The organism is Candidatus Krumholzibacteriia bacterium (genome assembly GCA_035649275.1).
GTDB lineage: Bacteria > Krumholzibacteriota > Krumholzibacteriia.
In genome coordinates this window covers 49,780-73,235 of record DASRJW010000141.1, presented here as the reverse complement: position 1 = coordinate 73,235, position 23,456 = coordinate 49,780, and the positions used below count along the sequence as shown (strand labels likewise).

The following is a 23,456-nucleotide window of genomic DNA, read 5'->3' as shown; positions in this document are numbered from 1 at the left end:
CGTCCGAGCTGGCATCACCACCACGCGCCCTCACGGTCCGAGCTCGTTCTTCACCACCACGCCGCCCTGCATGACCCAGCGCACCCGCTGCAGCTCGGTGATGTCCTCCGTCGGGTCGCCGCTCACGGCGATGAGGTCGGCGTAACGTCCTGGCTCCACGCTGCCGACGCGATCCGCCCAGCCCATGAGCTCCGCCGCCGAGGTGGTGGCGGTGCGGATGGCTTGCAGCGCCGACATGCCTTCTTCCACGTAGAGCGCCAGCTCCTGGGCCTGGGTGCCGTGGGCGAAGACGCCGGCGTCGCTGCCGAAAGCAATGCGGACATCCTTGTCGACCGCGTTGCGGAAGGCCTGGTGCATGTGCTCCCGCATCCCCTTGGCTTTCTCCAGGCTCTCGGCGCGGATGTGCAGCGGATTCCCCGGGGCGAGGATCGGCTCGAGAACGTAGAGCGTGGGCACGTACCAGGTGCCGTTCTTTTTCAGCAGCGAAGCGGCTTCTTCATCCATGAAGGTGCCGTGCTCGATGGAACGGGCGCCGGCCTGGCTCGCCCACATCATGCCTTCCTTGCCGTGGCAGTGGGCGGCGACGAAGCGGCCGAGGCGCTTGGCCTCGTCGCACGCGGCGCGAAGCTCCTCCATCGTGTAGGTCGTGTGGCGCGGGTCGTCGCGGGCGGAGAGCACGCCGCCGGTGGCCAGGATCTTGATGAGGTCGGCGCCCTGTTGGATGTCGAAGCGCACCTTCTTCCGCACCTCGTCGGGGCCGTCGGCGACGCCGGCAGCGAGCTCGTTGCACCAGTGGTAATCGAGCAGGTTGCGATCGTCGCCGTGGCCACCGGTCATGGAGAGCGCCCAGGTGGCCACCTGCAACCGCGGCCCGAGGATCTCCCCATCGGCGATGGCGTCGCGCAGCGCCACGTCCACCAGCTCGGTGCCGCCGACATCGCGGCAGGTGGTGAAACCGGCGAGGAGTGTGTGGCGGCAGTTTTCCACCCCGGACACCGCCGCCCGCGCCGCCGAGGTGCGCAGCTGCTCGAGGGGCGGCAGGCCCACGCGCATGCCGAGGTGGGTGTGGCAGTCGATGAGACCGGGGAGCAAGGTGGCGCCGCCGAGGTCGAGCACCGGAATGCCGGCGGGGGCGCGGTTTTCCACCCCGACGATGCTGTCGCCGCGCACGCGCACCCAGACCGGCCCCCGGACGTTGCCGGCGCGTACGTCCACCAGCTTGGCGGCATGCACGGCGAACTCTGCCGCCGTGGCGGTCGGTGCCGCTGCGAATCCTCCCGCGAGGAGAAGGGCTGCAGTGGCAGCGGCGGCAGGTCGTCGGGCCCGATGCGAACGCGGGCGCACGCCGCCGCACCACGGCCACTCCACTTGACCCGTGCGGGGCCGCGTGCTAGCGTCACACGGTTTCGTGGGTTCCTGGAGGTTGGTTTGCCCCATCATAAGCAGTTCGAGAAAACGCTGCGCCGGGACGCCAAGCGCCGCCTGGCGAATCGGTCCAAGCGGGCGCGCCTGCGGCACGCCCTGCACGAGTTCCGGGAGATGCCGAGTGCGGCCGCGGCCAAGACCGCCTTCCCGGCGCTCGAAGCCATCATCGACAAGAGCGCCAAGACCCATCTGATCCATCCGCGCACCGCTTCCCGGCTCAAGTCGCGTCTCGCCGCTCACCTGCAGCGGCTGCCCGGGTCTTAAGTCGCTTCCCGTACCGTCGCACGCACCGCCCGGGCCAGCTCGGCCTGCGGCACCGTGCGCACGGTGCCGCTTCGCCGGTCGCGGATCTCCAGCTTGTCCTCCCGCAATCCCCGCTCTCCCAAGGTCACGCGGGTGGGGATGCCGATGAGATCGGCGTCCTTGAACTTCGCTCCTGGGGAGAGATCCCGGTCGTCCAGGAGCACGTCGATGCCGTCGGCGCTGAGCTCGTCGTGCAAGGCGGCGGCGAGCTCCTGCGAGGCAGCATGGGAGCTTTGCACCGGCAGGATGAGGACCGCGAAGGGAGCGAGGGCTCGCGGCCAGACGATGCCCTCCGCATCGTGGTGCTGTTCGATGGCGGCGGCGACGGTGCGGGTGACGCCGAAGCCGTAGCAGCCCATGACGTAAGGGCGCTCCTTCCCGTTCCCATCGAGGAAGGTGGCCGCCATTTTCTCGCTGTACTTGGTGCCGAGCTTGAAGACGTGACCCACCTCGATGCCCCGGGAAGATTGCAGCGTGCCCAGGCAGCGCGGGCAGCCGTCGCCGGCGCGGGCGAGAACGAGGTCTCCCCAACGTTCGACGGCGAAATCGCGCCCCGGACGCACGCCCCGCAGGTGCGTGTCAGTGCGGTTGGCGCCGGTGATGAAGTGCTTCTCTCCTTGCAGGGTGACGTCGGCCCAGATCGGCGTCCCCGGGAGCCCTACGGGGCCGGCGAATCCCACCGCCGCACCGGTCAGCTGCACCACCTCGGCATCCTCCAGCAGGCGGAAGAGACCGGTGCCCGCGAGCCGCGCCAGCTTGGCCTCGTTGAGGTCCCGTTCCCCGGGCACGAGCACCGCCACGTCGCGATCGGCGATCTTGAACAGCAGCGTTTTCGCCAGCGCTTCGGGCTGGACGCCGAGAAAGGCGGCAACGTCGGCGACCGTCTTCTTTCCCGGTGTCGCCACCTCGACAGGGCCCTCCTCCGCTGCGGCTCGAGGCGAGGTGGCGAGGCGCGCCTCGGCGCGCTCGGCGTTGGCGGCGTAGCCGCAGCGATCGCAGGAGAGGATCTCGGATTCGCCGCTCGCGGCGAGCACCATGAACTCGTGGCTCTCGGCGCCGCCGATGACCCCGGTGTCGGCCTCGACGATGCGGAACTCCAGGCCGCAGCGCTCCAGGATGCGGGAGTAGGCGTCGCGCATGTCGGTATAGGTGCGGGCCAGGGACTCGTCGTCGGTGTGGAAGCTGTAGGCGTCCTTCATGGTGAATTCCCGGGCGCGCATGACGCCGAACCGCGGCCGGATCTCGTCGCGGAATTTCACCTGGATCTGGTACAGGTTCTGGGGCAGCTGGCGGTAGCTGCGCAGCGTCTGCCGCGCCAGCGTGGTGATGACTTCTTCGTGCGTGGGGCCGAGGGCGAAGTCCCGGTCGTGGCGGTCGTGGAGGCGCATGAGCTCGCGGCCGAAGGCTTGCCAGCGCCCGCTTTCCTGCCACAGCTCCGCCGGCTGCAGCACCGGCATCACCACCTCCTGCGCGCCGGTGCGGTCCATCTCCTCGCGCACGATGGTGGTCACCTTGGCGATGCTCCGCCAGCCGAGCGGCAGGTAGGAGAAGACGCCGGCGGCCAGCTTGCGCATCATGCCGGCGCGCAGCATCAGCTGATGGCTGATGATCTCTGCCTCGGCGGGCAGCTCGCGAAAGGTGGGTAGAAAGGCTTTGGACCAGCGCATGCACACTCCCCGGCGGCTCTCCGGAGCGCGCAGCTTAAAGCAAGCGGGATGGGTGCCGCAACCGCGGCACGAGCACCAGCGCGCCGATGCACTTCTGGGGTAGGGCTGCTGGCTACGGTTCTCGTCGGCGCGCCCGCCGTGTCCACGGGGCGCGCCGGCCCGACGCTCGGCGCCTCAGAAGTTCCAGCCCATGAAGAAACGTTGGAAGGATTGCCCGGTGCCGGGGATGGACGCCGAGCGACGGCCGAAGTCGGTGGTGCGGCCGAAGTCGTAGCGGGCGATGAAGCCGACGCCCAGGCCGAGCTCGACACCGGCGCCGTAGCTGCCGTACCAGCCGGGGGTAAACGGTTCGGGCACGTAGGCACCGTCCACGAAGAGGGCGCCGCGGAAGCCGCCGAACTCCAGGGCGTTGATGAAGGGCAGGCCGATGAGGAGCCGATCCAGCAGCGGGAAGCGGACTTCCTCGTTGAGGAGCAGGATGCGGCGCGCGAAGAGCGAACGCCGTTCGTAGCCGCGCAGATCGAAGGGGCCGCCGAGGAAGAAGAGCTGTGCGTCTCCGCCCCAGTTGCCCCGGGCGATCAGGCGGGAGGCGAAGACGCTGCGCGCCGGCAGACGGAAGTACTTGCGGAAGTCGAGATGCAGCGAGGTGAGTCCGCGGTTGCCGCCGGTGGGGTCGAAGGTGTGACCCATGGTGATGTTGTAGCGCGTGCCGTCGATGGGTCCGACATAGGACCACATGGTGTTGTCGTGCACGAAGCTGGTGAAGTTGGTGACCAGCATGGTGCGGGCGCCGATGTCGAGCAGATCGGCGATGCCCTGGTCGAGCTCGGCGTAGCGGACGACGAAGCTGCTCTCCACGCGCTCGAAGCGGGAAAGCGGGTAGGCGACACCGAGGAGTCCGCCGAGACGCCGCTCGAAGCGCACCATGTCCAGGTTTGGGTCGTAGATGCGGGTGAGATGGAAGGCGCCCAGGGTGTAGTGCAGACGTCGGGTCAGGTTCGTGTAGGAGACCCCGACGTTCAGGTGGCGGAAGAAGTCGTCGAAGCCCTCCGACGAGGTGGAAAAGAGCAGGCTCACCCGGTGGTTGCCGAGCACGTCGGTGAAGCCGAACTGCGCCCCCGCGGCGCTGTAGAAATCCGGGTCGTACGCCACCCCGCCCTGCACGAAGTCGAGGCCGAACTGGGTGTCGTATTTCCTCTTCGGGTAGGCCTTGCCCTCCGGGCGTTGCAACCAGTCGCTGCGCGGCGCGGCGGGCCGCGCTGGCGCCGGGTCGGTCACCGCCGCCACCTGCACCGGCGGCGTGGCGCCGTTGGGGACCTCGCGCAGCGTGTGCATGTCGAAACGGTAGACGTTGAAGGCGAGGTTGCTGAACGAAGTGGCCACGAAGCCGTCGCCCTTCGGGGTCCAACGTGGGGTGAAGAGGCCACCGAGAGTCGAGGTGAGTTGCGACACCGTGGCGTCCTCGAAGTCAAAGCGATAGATGTTGTTGGCCCCGTCCATGTCGCTGCTGAAGAGGAGCGAGCCGTCCTCCGGCCCCCAGCTGGGGGCGGCGTCGTCGTGCTCGCCCTGGGTGATCTGGGTGGTCACGCCGCTCTCCAGGTCGAGGGTCCAGAGGTGGTAGACGCCGTCCAATTCCGGCGCGGCGCGGTCGCTGCTCCAGGCCAGGCGCCGCCCGTCGTGGCTCCAGTCGGGATCGCGGTCATGGGCGGCGTCGAAGGTGAGGCGTTCGAGCTCGCCGCTCGAGAGATCGATGCGGTAGAGGTCGCTCCAGCCGCTGCGGTCGAGGCCGACGATGGCGATCTGCCGGCCGTCGGGTGACCAAGTGGGGGTGGAGAGCGTGATCAAGGCCTCGAAGCTGTGCTTCGCCAGCTTGCGTCCTGTCTCCAGGTCCAGGATGAAGAGCGCATCGCGCTCCCCCGACTTCGCGGTGAAGGCGACACGCCGGCCGTGCACGGCGGGGCCGCTGGAGAATGCCGGGATGGACTCGAAGGTCCGGTCCCGTCCGCCTTCGGCGAGGGTGCGGAAGGAATAATGGTTGGGGTCCTCGGCGCGAGCGTGGATCAGATCCACGTGTCCCGAGGCGGAGGAGACGTAGACGAAGTCGAAGCTGCTGTCCGCCACCGCGCTGGAGTCGACGACGGCGGGGCGGGCGCTGATGGCGCGCTCGTGCGTCAGCGGCCTGCCGTGCTGGTCGGGCCAATCCGCGGTCATCACCGCCGGGTAGTAGCGGCGCTTGAGGTAGCGCTTCCAGTCGCGGTTGAGATCGACCACCGAGATGCCGAGGGTGTAGTGCAGCACCTGCTCGAAGCTGTCCGAGATCCACCAATCTTCCAGCAGCTGCACCAGGGCCTCCTGGCCGAAGCGTGTGGCGATGTAACGCACCAAGGACTCCCCTTCCTTGTACATGAGGAAGGTGCCCTGGATGCGCCAGAGATTCGGGATGTCCACCAGGCTCTCGTTGACGATGAAGTCGCGCATGAACATGCGCGCTTCCGTCCCGGGTTCGGGGGTGGCGATGTACTCCGCCAGGCCTTCGGTGAACCAGAGTGGCGGACTGCCGTAGTTGTAGCGATGCTTCTCCGTCATCAGCGTCGCCAGCTTGTCGTTCATGTAGGCGTGCACCAGCTCGTGCCGGATCACCTCGCGCAGCTGGGTCCAGGAGCCGGTGTGCGGGATGGCGACGCGCCCGCGCAGCAGCTCGGTGAAGCCGCCGACGTACTCCGAGATCATCAGGTCGATGACGTTGGTCTGCTTGAAGTCGTGGTGCGAGGCGTAGAGGATGAAGGGGATCTTCTGCTTGAAGGTGTGCTGGAAGGTGCTGTCGTACTCCACCGCCACCTGCTCGGAGAAGGCGGCGACGTATTCGGCCAGCTCCTGCTCCCCGGCGTAGAAGTACACGTCCAGGTGCGGCGTGGTGATGACCTTCCAATCCTTTTCGGAGTAGACCACCTTGTTCTGGCCGAACAGATACTGCCCATGCCCGGGGCTCGCCCAGGCCAGCGCCAGGACGACGCCGGGTAGGAGGCGTACGGAGGGTCTAAGGCGCATCTCCCATCACGTCCAGCAGCGAGTACAGGCCGGGGGGATGGTGTTGCACGAAACGCACCGCCGGGGGAACTCCGCTCACGAAGGCCGCCCTCGACAGAGCCCGGTGGCGGATCTCCACGACCTCGTCGGCACTGGCGAGGAGCAACGTATGCTCGCCGGGAAGGCCTCCGGCACGCACGCTGTGTACTCCTACCTCGCCATGCCCGCGCCGCGCTTCGGGGCCGAACCTCCCATGAACGATGCCCGCCGGGGGCTCTTGCCCCAGGAGAGACTCGAGGAGGTAGAACGCCGTCCCACTGGGGGCATCGCGCTTCCCCGCGTGGTGCGCTTCGATCAATTCTACATCGAATCCCTCTCGAGTCATAATGCGAAATTTCGCAAGTGCTTGGGCGATACGCTGCACGCCCAGGCTGAAGTTGCGGGCGAGCACCACGGGGACGCTCGTCGCCGCCTCCCGGAGCAGTTCCATTTCGGCCTCGGACTGCCCCGTGGTTCCCACCACGAGACGAGCGCCGCAGGCGCGCGCCGCCTCGACGAGGGCCGGTGTCGCTCCCGGGTGGGAGAAGTCGACGACGACGCCCCGGGGCTCGAGCCCCGCCACCAGGCTCTCCACCAGAGGCAGTGGCCCGTCCTCGAGGGCGAGACTCCCCTGGGCCGCGGTATCGCAGCCCGCCACGTCAGCGAAACCGGCGCGGCGTAGGTGGGCCGCCACCAATCGCCCCATGCGCCCGGCGGCGCCGTTCACCAGCAGCGCCGCTTTCACGCTTCTTCCTCCACCGCCATCGCCCTCATGCCCTCACCCTTCCACCTCGCGCCGCCAGGTGGCGGCCTGCAACAGAGCCTGGAGCTGGGTGCGCGCTTCTGCGGTCGCCGGGACGAGAGGCAGCCGCGTCTCCGCTCGCGCCAGGCCGGCGAGCTCGAGGAGCATCTTGATCGGTGCCGGATTGGTCTCGATGAAGGCGCCCTTGAAGAAGGGCCAGAGTCTGAAGTGCCAGTCGCGAGCCTCGTCCACCCGGCCGGCGTGGAAGGCATCCACCAGCTTGCGGGTGGCGCGGGGCAGCAGGTTCGACACCACCGAGATCACTCCCTCCGCCCCCACCGCCAACATCGGCAGCGTGAGCGAATCGTCGCCGGAGAGCACCGTGAGGCGCGAGCGCGAGCGCAGCTCGCTCACCTGGTCGAGAGAGCCGCTCGCTTCCTTGACCGCGGCGTAGCGCCCCAGGCTTTCCAGGCGCGCCACGGTCTCCGGCAGCACGTTGACGCTGGTCCGCCCGGGCACGTTGTAGAGAATCAAGGGCAAGGAGGTGGCGCGCGCAACCGCGGCGAAGTGCTGGTAGAGGCCCTCCTGGGTGGGCTTGTTGTAGTAGGGCGCCACCACCATGGCGCCGGCCGCGCCTTGCTTCTGGGCTTCTTCGCTGAGCTCGATGGTCGAGCGCGTATCGTTGGTGCCGGTGCCGATCCAGGCCTGGGTCGAGGTGCCGGCACACATCTCGATCCCGATGGCGTTCACGCGCCGGCGCTCGTCGCGGGAGAGCGTGGCCGCTTCGCCGGTGGAGCCGCAGAGGACCACGCCGGTGATTCCCGCCTCCACTTGCTGGCGCAGGAGAGCGCGCAGCGCTGTTTCGTCGATCGCGCCGTCACGGAACGGCGTCACCAGAGCGGTCAGGACTCCTTGCAGCATCGGTCCTCCCCTTCAACGCGGCGCCTCGATGTCGATCGCCCGCGGCCGGACTTCCGCAGCCGGAGCGACCTCGAGGACGCCACCCACCCAGAGCGGCTCCCAGTCGCGCTCGGTGCTGTCGGCGACCACATAGGGCCCGGGCAAAGAATCGCCGGAAGCGTCGACGAAGGCCGCCCATCGATGCCGCCCCGGCGCGACGCGGATACTGTAGTCCCCGCGCGGCGAGGCGTACACGACTTGCAAGCGCCCTCTCCCGCGCAGGTTTCCGAAGGCTGTGTAGGCCTGGGCCCAGACCCCCTGGGGGCTAAGGGGAAGCGCGCCGAGCCGAGCGGCCGTGCTGTCCGGGGTCGTCGCCGCGGTGGCTCCCCCCGGAGAGGCCGCGCCAGCGAGGCTGTCCGCCCGCACCGCGCTGGTGTCCGCGCTCGCCGTGCTGCTGTCCGCTCCGGCGCCGAGGCTGTCGACGTCCAAGGGTTCGAGAGCGATGGCGACCCGGCCCTGGACACTGGTGCGGTTGAAGACGACGCCGCGCACCTGACCGGGCTCGTGCGGATCGACCAGGTTCCATTCGAGCCCCCGGCGCACTTCGCCGTCATGGAGGAGCAGCGTTTCCGGGTAGGCGGCGGCCAGCTCGCCTTCGTCGAGGTCGAGGTTGCCGTTCCGGTCGACGAAGGCGGTGAGCTGGAAGGGTCGCCCCGCCGGGAGGCCGAGCATGGTGAAGAGACCCTCGGCATCGGTGGCGGCGACGCTGGGGCGCATCCGACGCTTCGCGGCAGGATGTGGCTTCGGTGGGGCGGCAGACGACTGTGCGCCTCGGGTCTTCCCGGTCGAGTCGACCGCGGTTCCCGTGGTGTCGGCACCTGGGGCCGCGCCTTCGGTGGCCAAGGTCGCGGCGATGAGATCGCAACGCACCGCGGCCTGGGGTTCCGGCTTGCCCTTCACGAGCACGCGCCCGCGGACGGCGCCGCCGTGCAAGCTGTCTCCGGTGGCGAAAACGAACCAGATTTCCCGGGGCAGCGGGTTGTCCCGTCCACGCACATCCTGGATGGGTTCACCGAAGACGACGGCGACCGTCGTATCCGGCGGTAGCGGTTCCCTCCAGCGCAGCTCCACCTCGGCGCCCTTGGCGCGCACTTCGGGGCGCGGCGTCGATGGATAGGTGCGGACGGCGCTCGAGACACCACCGCTCATCAGAGTCTCGGAGAAGCGCAAGTGCAGCACCGGCGTGGGGCCGAGGCCCACGCTCGAGTCGGCGGGCTGAGCGGCCAGCAACATCGGAGGTGTCTCGTCGGCGGGCCCGCCTTCCAGCGGGCGGATGTGAGCGCAGGCGTGCAGCCCGAGGAGGGCGAGAAACGCGAGACCGGAGACGCGCCGGACGCTCATCCGACGAGCCGCCGTGGCGCCCTTGCTCCGCGAGGCCATGCGCCCAAGCCTCAATCCCCCTCTTGGCTATGCACGAGCCGTTTGGGAGCCAACGGCGCCGCTTGCTGCTCTGCGGTCAGCTTGACCATTCCCCAGGTTTCTTGCGGCCCGAGGGTGGCGAAAATCTTGCCCCGTACCCGGAAGTCGGGGTGCCCCATGTGCCCGGCCTCCGACGCTTCGGGAAGACCGAGTGCGAGACGGCGGAATTCGTGAGCGGTCACGCTCTCTCCTCGACGGCGGCGCAGGCCATCGCCACGCGGAACGCAGGGCGCGACCGCGGTCTCGACGGCCCCACGGAAGTCTACGCTGCCGTCCCTGCAGCGGCCAGCACGAGGCGCGCCCTCGGCGCGGTGGTGGAGGAGCCGGTTCGGCTCCTTCGGGTCGGAGCATAGGCAGCTTCTCGAACTCCCTAGCGGGCGCCGCTCCACCAGCGGATCTGGCGCAGCCGTACTGGCTTCTCCGACCACAGGACGGCGGCACGATAGGTGGCCGCGGTCGGAGTGGGCGTTCCCGCCGTCGCCGCGTTCTCGCTGATGCTACAGAAGCACAGGCGCGTTTCGCCGCGGCGATCGATCGCCGTGGGCACGAAGTCCTCGTGGCCACCGTCGGTGCGCACGAGTTGCACATGAATCCACGACGCTCCATGAGACTCGCGGGGGTTGGCGAATTCGAAGCACAGATCGCGTCTCGGTGCGGAGGCGACCGGGAGCAGGAAGGGCACCTCCTGGGGCGTGGTATCGAGGCTGAGCGGCCCTTCCGCCACGCGTTCCGATTTCGCGCAGGCAGCAAGGACGCTGACCGCGATCGCCCACGCGGAGCCCGTCCTTCGCCCGACGAGGCGGCTCACCTGGACTTGCGACGGCGTGCGGTGGCAGCGATCTCCACCCAGCGGTCGACCGGGGTGCTCCCCACGACCTCCCCGATGACGTCGAGCGCGAGATCGTCGGCCGCCTGAAAATGGATGCAGGCCTTGCCCATGTCGAGCTTCTTCCCCGCCGCCCGGAAGCCATCCTCGAGGCGCTGCGCTTGTCCCTTGTCCCCGTAGACGGGCATCAGGTGCAGCGACAAGTACGACTTCTCCGACGCCAGGGCTGCATACCAGAGTGGCTGCCCATTGTAGGTGTCGGAATAACGCTCCAGCGGCACCTGGTAGACCAACATGTTCTTGCTGACGACCTCTTCGTACCCGGCGGGCAGGTGGCGTCGCACCAAGTCCCTGACGCGTTCGGCCTCTCGGCGTCGTTCTGGCGGCAGGCCGGCGAGGAAGGTGGCGACCCCGGGCGAGGAACCCTTCGTAGTCATGTCGTGCCTCCAAGGAAAAGGGCACCTGATCACCCTCGAGTCTCGCGGCTCCATGCCTCGGAAACCGCGCGTCCGCGCACGGGATCGTCGACGACGAGGATGAGCTGGTGCTCATGGTCGCTGTACAACACTTCGATGTTCACCCCGGCCTCTGCCATCCGCCGCGTGAGCTGGCCCAGTTGACCGGGAACGCCCTGCTGCAAGCGCTGCACGAGCACTTCACGTTCCGCCAGGACCAGGATCCCGGCCGCCTCCAATGCCTGGCGAGCCGGCTTGCCGTCCGCGAAGAGGAAATGGGCGACGCCCTGTCCGCCCACGACCCAAGCTCCTCCACCCTCGATGCTCACGCCGGCGCGTCCCAAGGCCTCGCCCATCTCGGCGAGGGCGCCGGGCCTGTGTTCCAAGGAGATGGTGAGATCCTTCATGCTGTGCACCTGCTGCAAGGATGCTGCTTTGGAGGTTCATCCCTTACGCCGTCGCGCCCGCCACCGGTGCGCCCATGCGGACCACAGATGGTACGACCCTCCGCACAAGGCCGCGAAGCCAGCAGTCATCGGGGAGACCTGGCCAGTATGGAGGAAGGTCCAGTAGCCGTATAGCGCCATCGGCAGGTAGAGAAGCACGCCGGTGCGCACGCCCGGCGACCAGCGTTGGGTCCGATAGCTCCCCACGAGGTGGAAGACGGCATTCGAGAACAGCAAGGCGGCCATGCCCAGCCAGCAAGGGACGGAGAGCGAGGCCGGGACCGCGGAGCGGAAGCGGAATGCACCGACACCGAGAGCGGCGCCCGGCATCCCCGAGATCGCGATGCAGAAGCAGCCCAGCAGCAGTAGGGCGTTCACGATGACATGCAGCTTGGGTGTAATGCTGCTCCGGATGGAGGGCCGGAATTCCCGATCCCAGGCGGCGAATCCGCCTGGATAGACGAATTCCTCTCCGATGTGGAGTGCAGCGCTCCCGAGCGGTGCCCACCAAAGCCAGGACGGCGCCAGCATGGGGTGATTCTCCTCCACGAACTCAACTACTCATAAAGTACTAAGCGAGACACTTCATGTTCTTCTCGAAGTTCCCTTGCCACCTGCCATCCCTTCTAGGAGTCGAGGAGCAGAGTCGCGGTACCAGAGCTGCAGGAATCAGAGGATGTAGCGACTCAGATCTTCGTCGCGGAGGATGTGATCCAGCCGGCGACGCACGAAGGCGGCGTCCACCAGGATCGTCTTCAGCCCCGATTCGGGCAGGTCGAAGAGCACCTCGTCGAGGAGCGTCGTCATCACCGTGTGCAGCCTGCGAGCGCCGATGTTCTCGCTGCGCTCGTTCACCTGCGCCGCCACGCCGGCGATCTCGGTGACCGCTTCCGGGGTGAACTCCAGGCTCCCCCCCTCTGCCTCCACCAGGGCGGCGTACTGCCGCACCAGGGCGTTCTTGGGTTCGGTCAGGATGCGGACGAAGTCCGACGCATCGAGCGACGACAGCTCCACCCGGATCGGGAAGCGACCCTGGAGCTCCGGAATGAGGTCGCTGGGCTTGGTGGCATGGAAAGCGCCGGCAGCGACGAAGAGGATGTGATCGGTGCGCACGACGCCGTGCTTGGTGGTGACGCTCGAGCCCTCCACGATGGGCAGCAGATCCCGCTGCACCCCCTGCCGCGAAACATCGGGACCGACGTTCGGGCCGTGGCCGGCGATCTTGTCGATCTCGTCGAGGAAGATGATGCCTGCCGTCTCGGCCCGGTGCAGCGCTTCTTGGCGCACCTTTTCCATGTCCACCAGCTTCTCCACCTCTTCGGCGTGCAGCAGCGGCCGGGCCTCGCGCACCGGGAGCTCGCTGCGCCGGCGGCGTCCGGGGAAAAGTCCGCCGAGGCTTTCGCTCAGGTTGACGCCCATCTCCTCGGAGCCCGCGGCGGAGAAGATCTCGAACATTGGCAACGACCGGGTTGGGACGTCGACGCTCACCTTGCGTTCCTCGAGCTCGCCGGCGCGCAGCAAGTCCCGGAGCTTCTCCCGGGTGCGCTCCTGGCGCTCCCGCGCCTCGGCGTCGGTGGCGGCGACATGGGGCAGGAGCAGGTCGAGGAGGCGCTGCTCGCTCCGCTCCCGGGCTTCCGCCTCCACCCGCTGGCTCCACTCGGCCTTCACCTCGGCGACGGCCACCTCGGCCAGGTCGCGCACCATGGAGTCCACGTCCCGCCCGACGTAGCCGACCTCGGTGAATTTCGTGGCCTCGACCTTGACGAAGGGAGCGCGGGCGAGCCGGGCCAGACGGCGGGCGATCTCGGTCTTGCCGACGCCGGTGGGGCCGATGAGGATGATGTTGTTGGGGAGGATCTCGCCGCGGAGCGCCTCCGGGGCGCGCTGCCGCCGCCAGCGGTTCCTGAGCGCGATGGCCACGGCGCGCTTCGCCGCCTGCTGGCCGACGATGTACTGGTCGAGCTCGACGACGATCTGCCGTGGCGTCAGCGCCTGCTCCGCCTCGAGGCGGACGAAGTCGACGGTTTTCATCGCGCTCCCGGCAAGGTGAGCACCGTGGTCTCGCGGTTGGTGTAGATGCAGATGTCGGCGGCGATGTCGAGGGAGCGGCGGACGATGTCCTCGGCGTCGAGCTCCGTGCTCTGCACCAGCGCCCGGGCGGCGGCGAGAGCATAAGGGCCGCCGGCGCCCACCGCCATGATGCCGTCGTCGGGCTCGATGACATCTCCGTTGCCGGAGATGATGAAGCCTTGCTCCGTGTCCATGACGATCATGAGGGCGTCCAGGCGGCGCAGCACCCGGTCGCTCCGCCAGTCCTTGGCGAGCTCGACGGCAGCGCGGGCCAGGCGCCCCGAATGTTCTTCGAGCTTCTTCTCGATGCGTTCGAAGAGGGTGAAACCATCCGCCGCCGTGCCGGCGAAGCCGGCGAGGACGGCCCCGCCGCGCAGCGCGCGCACCTTGCGCGCCCCGGCTTTCATCACCGTGGTCCCGAGCGTCACCTGTCCGTCGCCCCCGAGAGCGGCGCCACCGCGGACGCGGACGCCGAGGATGGTGGTGGAGCGGATCTCGGGCATGAACGCCTCCTACGCCCGCGGGTGGGCGCGCTCGTAGGCCTTGCGGGCGCGCTCGATGGAGACGTGAGTATAGATCTGCGTGGTCGACAGGCGGCTGTGGCCGAGGAGCTCTTGCACGGCGCGCAGATCGGCGCCGGCGTTCAGCATGTGGGTGGCGAAGCTGTGACGGAGCACGTGGGGGCTCGCTTTCGACACCGCGGCGGTGCGGCGGATGGCGTCCGCCACCAGGCGCTGTACCGACCGGCGCGACAGGCGCCGCCGCCCCCGGCCGAGAAAAAGTGGCAGCCTGCCATCGGCCTCGGGCACCGCCACCGGGGCGGCGGCGAGATAGGCGCTGACGGCGCGGTGCACGCAGCCCGTGAGCGGCAGGATCCGTTCCTTGTTCCCCTTTCCGAGCACCCGGAGATTCTCGCTTTCCAGGTGCACATCGTCGCGGTCAAGGCCCACGAGCTCGGCGAGACGCATGCCGGTGCCGTAGAAGAGCTCGAGGATAGCGCGATCGCGCTTCCCCTCCAGCCTGCGCGTATCGGGCAAGTCCATGAGTCGGAGGGCTGCTGCCTCGTCGAGATGGCGCGGCAGGACACGCTGGCGCTGCGGTGGCCGCAGGCCGAGCGTCGGGTCGCTGGCCCAGTCGCCCTGATCGACGCCGTGGCGGAAGTAGCGGCGGAGCGCGGCCAGCCGGCGCCCCACCGTGCCCGGGTTGGCGCCGCTTCGCACCATCGCTGCCAGGTGGGTGCGCACGTCATCGCGGCTCGCCGTGTCCGGGAGGGCGCCATGGGCGGTGGCGAAGACGAGGAGATCGCGCCGGTAGGCTTCGACCGTGAGCGGCGAACAGCCGGAGGCGCGCAGGTGCAGGAGAAAAGTCTGGAGCCAGGTCGTGGCGCGCCGCGACTGCGGCAGCCCGGTCTGGGGCGGCGCCCGGCGCTGCCGCCGCGCTGCGGTCCGCTTCAGTCCACGAACTCTTCCTTGCACGCCGGGCACTTCTTGAAGATCCCCTTGGCTTTGGTGTTCTTTTCCACCAGATCGCCGACACCGCAGGCTGAGCACTTCTCCCCCGTCGGTTTGTCCCAGGAGGCGTAGTCGCAGTCCGGGTAGCGGCTGCAGCCGTAGAAGGTGCGACCGCGGCCGCTGCGCTTGAGCGCCAGGTGGCCGCCGCAGCCGCGCGGGCAGTTGACGCCGATGGAGAGGGGCTCGGTGTACTTGCAATCGGGATAGTTCTGGCAAGCGCCGAACTCGCCATAGCGCCCGCGCTTCTTCACCATCTCGCCGCCGCACTTGGGACATTGCTTGCCGAGCGGGACGACGGCGCTCTCGCCATTCAGCGATTTGGTGTTGCGGCACTTCGGGTAGTTCGGGCAGGCGAGGAAGGGGCCGTTCCGTCCCCACTTCTTGATCAACGTGGCGCCGCACTTGTCGCAGGGCACGGCCTCGCCATGGTCGAGGAGCTGCTTCATCGCCTGGGGGTCGCCCTTGAGTTCCTCCAGCACCTTGGAGAAGGGCCCGTAGAAGTCGCGCACCACCGTCTGCCAGTCGTCCTCGCCGGTTTCCACCTTGTCGAGCTCGCTCTCCATGCGGGCGGTGAAATCCACCTCGAAGAGGGCGGGGAAGGCTTTCTCCAGCGCTTCCCATACTTCCATGCCGAGATCCGTGGGGGTAAAGCGGCCGCCGTCCTTGAGGACGTACTCCCGCTCACGGATGGTGCTGACGATGCTGGCGTAGGTGCTCGGCCGGCCGATGCCGCGTTCCTCGAGCTCCCGGATCAAGGTGGCCTCGGTGTAGCGCGGCGGCGGCTCGGTGAAGTGCTGCTTCGGCTGCAGCTCGCGCAAGGTGAGGCTCTGGCCGTTGGCGAGCGCCGGCAGCACGCCCTCCTGCTCGTCCTTCTCGCGCACGTCCGGGTAGACGCGCAGGTAGCCGTCGAACTGCAGCTGCGAGCCGGTGGCGCGGAAGATGGCCGGGCCGGCCTCGATGTCCGCGGTGGTGGCGAGGTAGGTGGCGCTGCTCATGAGCGAGGCGGTGAAGCGCCGCCAGACGAGGTCATAGAGCGCGAACTGGTCCGGGCTGAGGAAGCGCTTCACTTCCTCCGGGGTGCGCGCCCCTGCCGTGGGGCGGATGGCCTCGTGGGCGTCTTGCACGCTCTTGCCTTGCTTGAACTGCCGCTGCGTCGGGGCCAGATAGTCCTCGCCGAGCTGGGCGCGGATCCAGTCGATGCCCTCGCCGCGCGCCTGGTCGGAGAGGCGGGTCGAGTCGGTACGCATGTAGGTGATGAGGCCGACGGGGCCTTCCGTGCCCAGCTCCACACCCTCGTAGAGCTGCTGCGCCAGCATCATGGTCTTCTTGGCCGAGAAGCGCAGGCGCCGCGCCCCATCCTGCTGCAGCGAGCTGGTGATGTACGGCGGATAGGGATTGCGCCGGCGCTCCTTGGCTTCCACCTGGGCGACGCGCCAGTCGGCGCTCGCCAAGGCGGCGAGCACGGCATCGGCGTCCGCCTGCGAGCCGAGCTCGGCCCGCTCGCCCTTCCAGGTGCGCAGCTTGGCCTCGAAGTCGCCGCCCGCGGCGCGCAGCAGCGCCGTGATCGACCAGAACTCCTGCGGCACGAAGGCGCGGATCTCGCGCTCCCGCTCGCAGATGAGCCGGAGGGCCACGGACTGCACGCGGCCGGCGGATAGACCGTAGTAGAACACCTGCCAGAGGACCGGGCTCACCATGTAGCCCACCAGGCGGTCCAGGATGCGCCGGGCCTGCTGCGCGTCCACCTTGCGCTGGTCCACGTCCCCGGGGTTGGCGATGGCTTCCTGGATGGCGCGCTGGGTGATCTCGTTGAAGAGGATGCGCTTGACGTTGGGCTGCACGGAGGCGAGGAAGTTCTGCAAGTGCCAGGCGATGGCTTCCCCTTCGCGGTCCAAGTCGGTGGCGAGGAGCACCTCGTCCACTTTCTTTCCCGCCGCCTTGAGCTCCTGCAGCACCTTCCCCTTGCCCTTGATGGTGACGTACTTGGGGGCGAAGTCGTTGTCCACGTCGACGCCGAGCTCGCTCTTCGGCAGGTCGATGACGTGGCCCACCGAGGCCTTCACCTCGTAGTTGCGACCCAGATACTTCTTGATCGTGCGCGCCTTGGCCGGCGATTCGACGATGACCAGGGACTTGCTCACTGTTTTCCGTTTCGCTCGGGCGTCAGCTGGCGCCATGACAGAACTTGTACTTCTTGCCGCTGCCGCAAGGGCACGGATCGTTGCGCCCCACCTTGGGACCACTCTTGCGCACCGTCGGGGGCGCGCTGCTTCCCGGGGAGAGCGGTGTCCCCCGGGGTACCGGCATGCCGCCGGGAAGCAGCTGCGTCAGGGGCGGCGGCACCGCCCGTGGCGCGGGACCCGCACCCGCCAAAACGCCCGCACTGGCATGGAGCGGCGACAACACTTCCGTCGGGGCGCGTTCCAGCTCGGGCGGGCGCACGGAGACCTGCGCGTGACATAGGAGATACAAGGTCTGCCTGTCAACGTCTTTGAGCAGCTCCTCGAACATCCCGAAGGCCTCCGACTTGTACTCCAGGAGGGGGTCCTTCTGCCCGTAGGCCCGCAGCGACACCCCGGAGCGCAGGTGATCCAGCTCCCGCAAGTGCTCCATCCACTTCTCGTCGATGGCGCGGAGATACGACCAGCGTTCGAGCTGGCGCATGATGGTTTCGCCGAGCAGCTGCTCGCGCTCGTCCAGAGCGCGCTCGGCCTGCTCGCTCAGATGCGCCCGCGCCGCGTCGATGCCCATGTCCTGAACGCCGTCGGCCTCGAAGGCGCGCAGGAACACCGACTGCAGCTCGAGCAGCAGGGGCTCGAGCGGCGTGTCCGCCGGCCAGGCCTCCTCGTCGATCTTGCTGGCGAACTGCTGCTCCACGAAGGCCGCCACCATGCCACGCACTTCGCTGCGCAGGTCGGTGCCGCGCAGCACGTCGAGACGGTTGGCGTAGATGACCTCGCGCTGCTTGTTCATCACGTCGTCGTACTTGAGCAGGTGCTGCCGGGCGTCGAAGTTGTGGAACTCGACGCGCTTCTGCGCCCGCTCGATGGCCTTGGTCACCATGGGATGGGTGATGACCTCGCCCTCTTGCACCCCCAGCCGCTCCATGACGGTGGCGATGCGTTCCGGGCTGAAGAGCCGCATCAGGTCGTCCTCGAGGGACATGTAGAAGATGGAAGCCCCGGGATCACCCTGGCGGCCGGAGCGGCCGCGCAGCTGCCGGTCGATGCGGCGGGACTCGTGCCGCTCGGTGCCGATGATCTGCAGGCCGCAGGGCTCCTCCAGCTCCCCTTCCCCGGGCTTGTAGTTGGGCTTCGGCGCTCCGGTCTTGCCGCGGCCGTAGGGGCAGGCGGGGCAGCGCGGGCCGCTGTAGTGCGGATCGCGATCGCAGAGGATGACTCCCGGGCCCAGCTTGATGTCGGTGCCCCGGCCGGCCATGTTGGTGGCGATGGTGACGGCGCCCTTCTGCCCGGCGAGGGAAACGATCTCGGCTTCGCGCTGGTGGTGGCGGGCATTGAGGACTTCGTGGGTGATCCCGCGCCGCTTCAGCATGCGTGACAGCGTTTCCGACACTTCGACGGAGACGGTGCCGACGAGGACGGGCATGCCGCGCTGGTGCTGGTGCACGATCTCGTCGATGGCCGAGTTGTACTTCTCCCGGCGCGTCTTGTAGATCTGGTCGTCGAAGTCGACGCGGCGCACCGGCTGGTGCGTGGGGATGACCATGACCTCGAGGTCGTAGATCTTCTTCAACTCCTCCGCCTCGGTCTCGGCGGTACCGGTCATACCCGCCAGCTTCTCGAACATGCGGAAGAGGTTCTGCAAGGTGACGGTCGCCATGGTCTGCGTCTCGCGCTCGACCTGCACGCTTTCCTTCGCCTCCAGGGCCTGGTGCAGACCGTCGGAGAAACGCCGCCCTGGCATGAGGCGGCCGGTGTACTCGTCGACGATGAGGACCTTGCCCTCCTGCACGACGTACTCCACGTCCTTCTCGAAGAGGGAGTAGGCCTTCAGCAGCTGGCTGATGTCGTGCAGGCTGTCGCTCGACCGGGCGTAGTCGCGGTGCAGCTTGTCCAAGGCGGCGATCTTTGCCTCCTTGCTCAGGTTCGAGTCGTCGTCGAGGTGCTTCACCGCCAGGCTCAGGTCCGGGAGGGTGAGCGGCAGGTTCACCAGCTTCGCCAGCTCCTCCCGGCCCTTCTCGGTGAGATCGGCGACGTGGCCCTTCTCGTCCAGAGCGAAGAAGAGGTCTTCGTCGGCGGTGTGCAGCAGCTTGTCGCGCATGAGCTCGCCCTCGACGCGCTGCACCAGCTTTTGCAGCCCGCCCTCGCGGCTCACCAGCTTCATGTACTGCTTGTTCTTCGGCGCCGCCCGTTTCACCTGCAGGAGCTTGAAGCCTAGCTCGCGCTCTGCATCCCCCTCCAGCTTTTCCATGCCCGGTTCGAGGAGTTTTTCCGCTTCCTTGAGGTAGTCCGTCACCAGCCGGTTCTGCTGGCGCACGAGCTGTTCGATGCCGGGCCTCAAGCTGGTGAAGTTGGCACTCTGGCTGGACTCCGGCGCCGCGCCGGCGATGATGAGGGGCGTGCGTGCCTCGTCCACCAGCACCGAGTCCACCTCGTCCACGATGGCGTAGCAGAACTGCTTGCCGGGCTTCTCGCTGACGTGGTCCCGGTGCACCCGATCTTCCATGCGCGTGGCCATGTTGTCGCGCAGGTAGTCGAAGCCCATCTCGTTGTTGGTGACGTAGGTGATGTCGCAGCGGTAGGCCTCGAGGCGCTCGGCGGGCCGCATGGTGTTCTGGATGATGCCGACGCGGAGGCCGAGGAACTTGTAGATCTCCCCCATCCATTCACCGTCGCGGCGAGCGAGGTAGTCGTTCACCGTCACCAGAAAGGCGCCGCGGCCCGTGAGGGCGTTCAGATAAAGGGGCATGGTGGCGACGAGGGTCTTGCCCTCGCCAGTCGCCATCTCGGCGATGGTGCCTTCGTGGAGGGCGATGCCGCCGACGACCTGCACGTCGTAGGGCACCATGTTCCATTCCGTCGGCCGCCCGACCACGGGCCAGGTCTTCCCCACGTGACGCCGGCAGGCCTCCTTCACCGCCCCGAAGGCCTCGGGCAGCAGCTGGTCCAGGGTCTCCCCCTGCCCGAGCCGGGCCCGGAACTCCTCGGTCTTGCCGCGGAGGGCTTCGTCGGTCAGCTCCCGGTAGCTCTCGGCCCAGCGGTTGACCTCGGCCACGACCGGCTGCATGCGACGGAAGTCGCGTTCCGACTTGGTCTTGAACAGCTTGCGCAGGTTCTTCTCGAACACCAGGACCCCCAGGAGGGCTCGCTCAGGCCAGGATAAAAACCGGTCCAAGGATAAGTCGGACCCCGCCGGCGGACAACCGCGGGGTCCAGACGAGGCCAGGCCGGCCAGGATAGGGCCTCGGAGGGGGTGGTGGAAAGGTGGATCCCCGGGGCCAAGGGCCCCCGGGGATCGAGACTGCCCCACCCCACGGCCACCCGGCCGCGAGGCGGGCCGGTTGGCCTAGCGCAAGGCGCTCAGGCAGTAAAAGGTACCGTCGTTGGAGCCGAAGTACACCTTGCCCTCGTGCACGAGAGGCGAGGAGTAGATGGGGGCGCGCAGCGCCGTCTTCGCCAGGGTTTCGCCACTCTCCGCTTCCAGCACGTAGGTGTGCCGGTCGTACGAGGTCACGTACACCCTGCCGTCTTGGACCCACGGTGTCGAACGGATGGGGCCGCCAGTCTTGAAGCGCCAGACGATGCTGCCATCGTCCTTGTCGAGGGCGTAGACGCTGCGATCGGTGCTGCCGATGTAGAGCCGATCGTCGTCGGCGGCGAGGCCCGATTCGAGGGTGCCCCCCAGATCCACTCGCCAGGCGATCCGGCCGTCCTTCGCCGCGACCGCGTGCACTTGTCCGTCCTGGCCCGCGAGCACCACGAGGTCCTGGGCCCGCACCGGGTTGGAGATGACGCGAGAACCGAGGGGGACGCTCCAGGAGACTTTGCCCGATTTCTGCTCGAGGCAGAGGAGATTGCCGTCGCCGGAGACTGCGAGCACATCCTTGCCGGTCGCCAGGGCCCGGGCCCGTTGCTGCCCGCCGATGTGCTGCTTCCACACCAGGCGACCGGTCTTCTGCTCCAAGGCGACGAGATCACCGGCGTAAGTCTGGAAGAAGACCAGGCTCTTCCCGAGCGCCGGCGAGGCGACGATGCGCGCCCCCAGGTCATGGGCCCAGAGCTCGGCGCCATCCAGCGAGCGCAGCGCGAAGGCGCGGCCGGCATAGTTGCCGCAGTAGACGCGAGTGCCGTCCACTTCCGGGGTGGCGCCGATGCCGGAGCCGGAGTCGTATTCCCAGAGCGGCTCGCCGCTCTCGCTCACGGCGTAGAGGTGACCGTCGCGGCAGCCGTAGACCACGTGTCCTTGGGCGACGCGGGGCGAGGAAGTGACCCAGTCCCGATAGTTCTTTTTCCAGAGCAGCTGCAGCGAGGCTTCCACCGGCGCCTGGGCGGCGACGCGGTTGTCGCTGCCGCTGTCGCGCGGATCTTTCTTCTCCGCCACGTCGGCGGAAACGCGCGCGGGGCTGCGCGCCGTTCCACCGGACTCGACGTCCTCGCTGAAGAAGTTCTCCGCGTCGCCGCGTTGCTCTCCGCCCATCTGGCGCCAGCGGGACATGCCGAAGAGAGCGACGACGAACACCACCGCGACCAGAGCGACGGCGACGTAGGACATGCGCACCCTGTCGCGCCCCGCCGTCTCCGGCGACTCGGGCCAGGTGCTCTCTACCGCCGCCACCGCTTCGGTCTCGAGGCTGGGCTCCTTGTGCAGGACGATGCGGGCACTCTCCACCGTTTCCGCCGCCGCCAGGGCGTGCGGCGGTGCCGTGGGCAGGTCCAGCCAGAGGACGGCGCGGTCTTCGTCTTCGAAGAAGACGCGGGCGAGGGAGAGGCGCGCCGCCAGGCGCAGGCCGCCGCCCAAGTCGTTGTGCACCGGCAAGTCCTTGACGCGGACGCGCAGGCCGGACTGCAGCGGCTGGGCGGGACCGCCGACGCTGCACTGCGGGGTCATGCCGTCGGTGTAGAGAACGTAGAGGCCGCGCCCGCGGCAGAGAACGAGAGCGCACTCGAATTCCCGCAGCAGCTCAGGCGGCAGCGCTGCCGCCGCCGCATCCAGGGCCTGGGCGAAATCCTCGAGGCGCGCTCCCGCCGGCGTGCGCCGGTCCTCGTAATCCTGGGTCAGGGCGTGGAAGACCGGCGCTAGCGCCGCCTTCACCTCGCGGTCGTGCCAGGCGGCGAGGACGCCGAGACGCGTATCGTCGTTGTCGTCGCCCGGTGCCAGGAAAGAAAAGAGCTGGTTCTGATAACCTTCGGGAGTCTCGAGACGCAGCCGATACGGATTGCGCACGCGCACCACCCCACTTCCCCACACGTCCACCATCGCGCCCCACGAGGCGAGCGCATGCACCCCACGAAGAATCGTTTTTTAGCGGATGTGCCGCCATGCGGCAAGCGCTTTGTCTGCAGAACCGTGGCGAGCCAGCGCGAGGTTCCGGGTCGATGCAGGCGGAGTGTGGCAGTGCAGCGTGCAGGAGCGGCATGGCAAGCGATGCGTGCGCGGAATTCCGCGCGCTCAGCCCGGCCTTGCCAAGGATTCGATCTGCGCCAGAACGGAACGCACCAGGGCGTGACCTGGATGTTTCTTCTCCACCCAGCGCAGATGGCGCGCGGCTTCCTCGTGCCGGCTGCGGTGGAAGAGACCCAGGCCGAGGTTGAGACGAGCCTCGGCGTAGTCGGGGTTGAGGGCGACGGCGCGCTCGAACTCCTCCACCGCGTCGTCCAGCATGCCCTCGGTGTCGTACGCCACCCCGAGCAGGTTGTGCAGGTCCGGGAAGCGCGGGTGCTGCTGCAGCAGCGATTTGAGGCCCGCAATGGCGCGCAGATTGTCCCCGGTGCGGAGCGCCCGGCGGGCCGCCTCGATGCCCTCCGCCACGGGTGTGGACGGCGCCGACACCAGGTCGGCGAAGAGCGCCTCCAGACGCGCTCGCGTGCCGCTACCATCGCCCTCCACGGTTTCCGCCAGCATGCGGGCGATGACACGGGACAAGGCTTCCGGTGCCTGTGGGGCCGCTTCGCGCAGGTGGCGAAGCGCCACCGCGGACTCGCCGCTGTGGGTGAGGATGCGGGCCAAAGCCAAGCGGGCTTCGAAGTAACGCGGGTTGAGGGTGAGGGCACGCTCGTAGGCGCTGCGGGCCACCTCGGGCTGATCGGCGTGCTCCTGCATCTCACCCAGACGGAAGTGCACGTCGGCGAAGCCCGGGCGCAGCGCCGCGGCGCGCTCGAGACAACGGACGGCCCCAGCGACATCGCCCGCGTCGCGCCGCTGCTTCGCCGCTTCCAGGTAGGCTTCGCAGGCGTAGGCGCTCAGGTCCTCGGGCGGCAAGGAGTGTGGTTGCAGCATGCCCTCGAGGAGCGCCGCGGCGCTTTCGAACTCGCCCCGGTTCATCGCTCCCAGGGCGCGCCGGAGCGGGCTTCGCGGCAGGAAGCGGAACAAGTCGCGCAGGAACATG

General features: G+C 68.4%; 19 protein-coding genes. 1 reads left to right on the top strand and 18 read right to left on the bottom strand.

Annotation, left to right across the window (positions count from 1 at the left end; translation table 11 throughout):
* Positions 1–30 precede the first annotated feature (30 nt).
* On the bottom strand, positions 31–1,344 hold the full coding sequence (locus VFE28_15960) for an amidohydrolase family protein (protein HZM17490.1): 1,314 nt from the start codon (positions 1,342–1,344) through the stop codon (positions 31–33).
* Positions 1,345–1,428: 84 nt separating this feature from the next.
* Here VFE28_15960 and rpsT point away from each other — a divergent pair, with 84 nt between their 5' ends.
* Positions 1,429–1,689 (top strand): 30S ribosomal protein S20, encoded by a 261-nt coding sequence (gene rpsT, locus VFE28_15955; GenBank protein HZM17489.1) that lies wholly within the window; start codon positions 1,429–1,431, stop codon positions 1,687–1,689.
* Here rpsT and VFE28_15950 read toward each other — a convergent pair.
* From VFE28_15950 to VFE28_15870, 17 genes are all read right to left on the bottom strand, one after another.
* Entirely contained in the window at positions 1,686–3,395 is a 1,710-nt protein-coding gene (locus VFE28_15950; protein ID HZM17488.1) for a proline--tRNA ligase, read from the bottom strand. The genes rpsT and VFE28_15950 overlap by 4 nt on opposite strands.
* 174 nt (positions 3,396–3,569) lie before the next feature.
* Positions 3,570–6,443: a hypothetical protein gene (locus VFE28_15945; protein ID HZM17487.1), complete on the bottom strand. Its 2,874-nt coding sequence runs from the start codon at positions 6,441–6,443 to the stop codon at positions 3,570–3,572.
* Positions 6,433–7,206 (bottom strand): 4-hydroxy-tetrahydrodipicolinate reductase, encoded by a 774-nt coding sequence (gene dapB, locus VFE28_15940; protein ID HZM17486.1) that lies wholly within the window; start codon positions 7,204–7,206, stop codon positions 6,433–6,435. The genes VFE28_15945 and dapB overlap by 11 nt, the downstream gene beginning before the upstream one ends.
* Before the next feature lie 33 nt (positions 7,207–7,239).
* On the bottom strand, positions 7,240–8,124 hold the full coding sequence (gene dapA, locus VFE28_15935; GenBank protein ID HZM17485.1) for a 4-hydroxy-tetrahydrodipicolinate synthase: 885 nt from the start codon (positions 8,122–8,124) through the stop codon (positions 7,240–7,242).
* Positions 8,125–8,136: 12 nt separating this feature from the next.
* Positions 8,137–9,504 carry an Ig-like domain-containing protein gene (locus tag VFE28_15930; GenBank protein ID HZM17484.1) on the bottom strand — a complete coding sequence of 456 codons (1,368 nt, stop codon included), beginning with the start codon at positions 9,502–9,504 and terminating at the stop codon, positions 8,137–8,139.
* Between the two features lie 50 nt (positions 9,505–9,554).
* Positions 9,555–9,764 (bottom strand): MmcQ/YjbR family DNA-binding protein, encoded by a 210-nt coding sequence (locus VFE28_15925; protein ID HZM17483.1) that lies wholly within the window; start codon positions 9,762–9,764, stop codon positions 9,555–9,557.
* A gap of 188 nt (positions 9,765–9,952) precedes the next feature.
* Positions 9,953–10,306, bottom strand: coding sequence for a hypothetical protein (locus VFE28_15920; GenBank protein HZM17482.1), 354 nt, complete (start codon positions 10,304–10,306; stop codon positions 9,953–9,955).
* 80 nt (positions 10,307–10,386) lie between these two features.
* The gene (locus tag VFE28_15915; protein HZM17481.1) at positions 10,387–10,845 is read right to left on the bottom strand and encodes a DUF1801 domain-containing protein; all 459 of its coding nucleotides are present in this window, start codon (positions 10,843–10,845) and stop codon (positions 10,387–10,389) included.
* 29 nt (positions 10,846–10,874) lie between these two features.
* Positions 10,875–11,270 (bottom strand): amino acid-binding ACT domain-containing protein, encoded by a 396-nt coding sequence (locus tag VFE28_15910; protein ID HZM17480.1) that lies wholly within the window; start codon positions 11,268–11,270, stop codon positions 10,875–10,877.
* Positions 11,271–11,306: 36 nt separating this feature from the next.
* A complete protein-coding gene (locus VFE28_15905; protein HZM17479.1) occupies positions 11,307–11,840 on the bottom strand; it encodes an HXXEE domain-containing protein in 534 nt (177 codons plus the stop codon).
* Between the two features lie 138 nt (positions 11,841–11,978).
* A complete protein-coding gene (hslU, locus tag VFE28_15900; GenBank protein ID HZM17478.1) occupies positions 11,979–13,340 on the bottom strand; it encodes an ATP-dependent protease ATPase subunit HslU in 1,362 nt (453 codons plus the stop codon).
* Positions 13,337–13,882: an ATP-dependent protease subunit HslV gene (gene hslV, locus VFE28_15895; protein ID HZM17477.1), complete on the bottom strand. Its 546-nt coding sequence runs from the start codon at positions 13,880–13,882 to the stop codon at positions 13,337–13,339. Before hslV ends, hslU begins: the two co-directional genes overlap by 4 nt.
* A gap of 9 nt (positions 13,883–13,891) precedes the next feature.
* On the bottom strand, positions 13,892–14,854 hold the full coding sequence (locus tag VFE28_15890; GenBank protein ID HZM17476.1) for a tyrosine-type recombinase/integrase: 963 nt from the start codon (positions 14,852–14,854) through the stop codon (positions 13,892–13,894).
* Positions 14,830–17,031 carry a type I DNA topoisomerase gene (gene topA, locus VFE28_15885; protein HZM17475.1) on the bottom strand — a complete coding sequence of 734 codons (2,202 nt, stop codon included), beginning with the start codon at positions 17,029–17,031 and terminating at the stop codon, positions 14,830–14,832. Before topA ends, VFE28_15890 begins: the two co-directional genes overlap by 25 nt.
* A 22-nt stretch (positions 17,032–17,053) precedes the next feature.
* Positions 17,054–20,197, bottom strand: a complete 3,144-nt coding sequence (secA, locus tag VFE28_15880) for a preprotein translocase subunit SecA (GenBank protein ID HZM17474.1) — start codon at positions 20,195–20,197, stop codon at positions 17,054–17,056.
* Between the two features lie 219 nt (positions 20,198–20,416).
* Entirely contained in the window at positions 20,417–22,303 is a 1,887-nt protein-coding gene (locus VFE28_15875) for a PQQ-binding-like beta-propeller repeat protein (protein ID HZM17473.1), read from the bottom strand.
* Between the two features lie 216 nt (positions 22,304–22,519).
* Positions 22,520–23,455, bottom strand: coding sequence for a tetratricopeptide repeat protein (locus tag VFE28_15870; GenBank protein ID HZM17472.1), 936 nt, complete (start codon positions 23,453–23,455; stop codon positions 22,520–22,522).
* Position 23,456: the final 1 nt, after the last annotated feature.

Bases quoted from the DNA above. Each gene is read 5' to 3' on its own strand.
- hslU (HZM17478.1), bottom strand. From the start codon at position 13,340: ATGAAAACCGTCGACTTCGTCCGCCTCGAGGCGGAGCAGGCGCTGACG.
- VFE28_15915 (HZM17481.1), bottom strand. From the start codon at position 10,845: ATGACTACGAAGGGTTCCTCGCCCGGGGTCGCCACCTTCCTCGCCGGC.
- VFE28_15870 (HZM17472.1), bottom strand. From the start codon at position 23,455: ATGTTCCTGCGCGACTTGTTCCGCTTCCTGCCGCGAAGCCCGCTCCGG.
- VFE28_15930 (HZM17484.1), bottom strand. From the start codon at position 9,504: ATGAGCGTCCGGCGCGTCTCCGGTCTCGCGTTTCTCGCCCTCCTCGGG.
- hslV (HZM17477.1), bottom strand. From the start codon at position 13,882: ATGCCCGAGATCCGCTCCACCACCATCCTCGGCGTCCGCGTCCGCGGT.
- VFE28_15945 (HZM17487.1), bottom strand. From the start codon at position 6,443: ATGCGCCTTAGACCCTCCGTACGCCTCCTACCCGGCGTCGTCCTGGCG.
- VFE28_15910 (HZM17480.1), bottom strand. From the start codon at position 11,270: ATGAAGGATCTCACCATCTCCTTGGAACACAGGCCCGGCGCCCTCGCC.
- dapA (HZM17485.1), bottom strand. From the start codon at position 8,124: ATGCTGCAAGGAGTCCTGACCGCTCTGGTGACGCCGTTCCGTGACGGC.
- VFE28_15905 (HZM17479.1), bottom strand. From the start codon at position 11,840: ATGCTGGCGCCGTCCTGGCTTTGGTGGGCACCGCTCGGGAGCGCTGCA.
- VFE28_15950 (HZM17488.1), bottom strand. From the start codon at position 3,395: ATGCGCTGGTCCAAAGCCTTTCTACCCACCTTTCGCGAGCTGCCCGCC.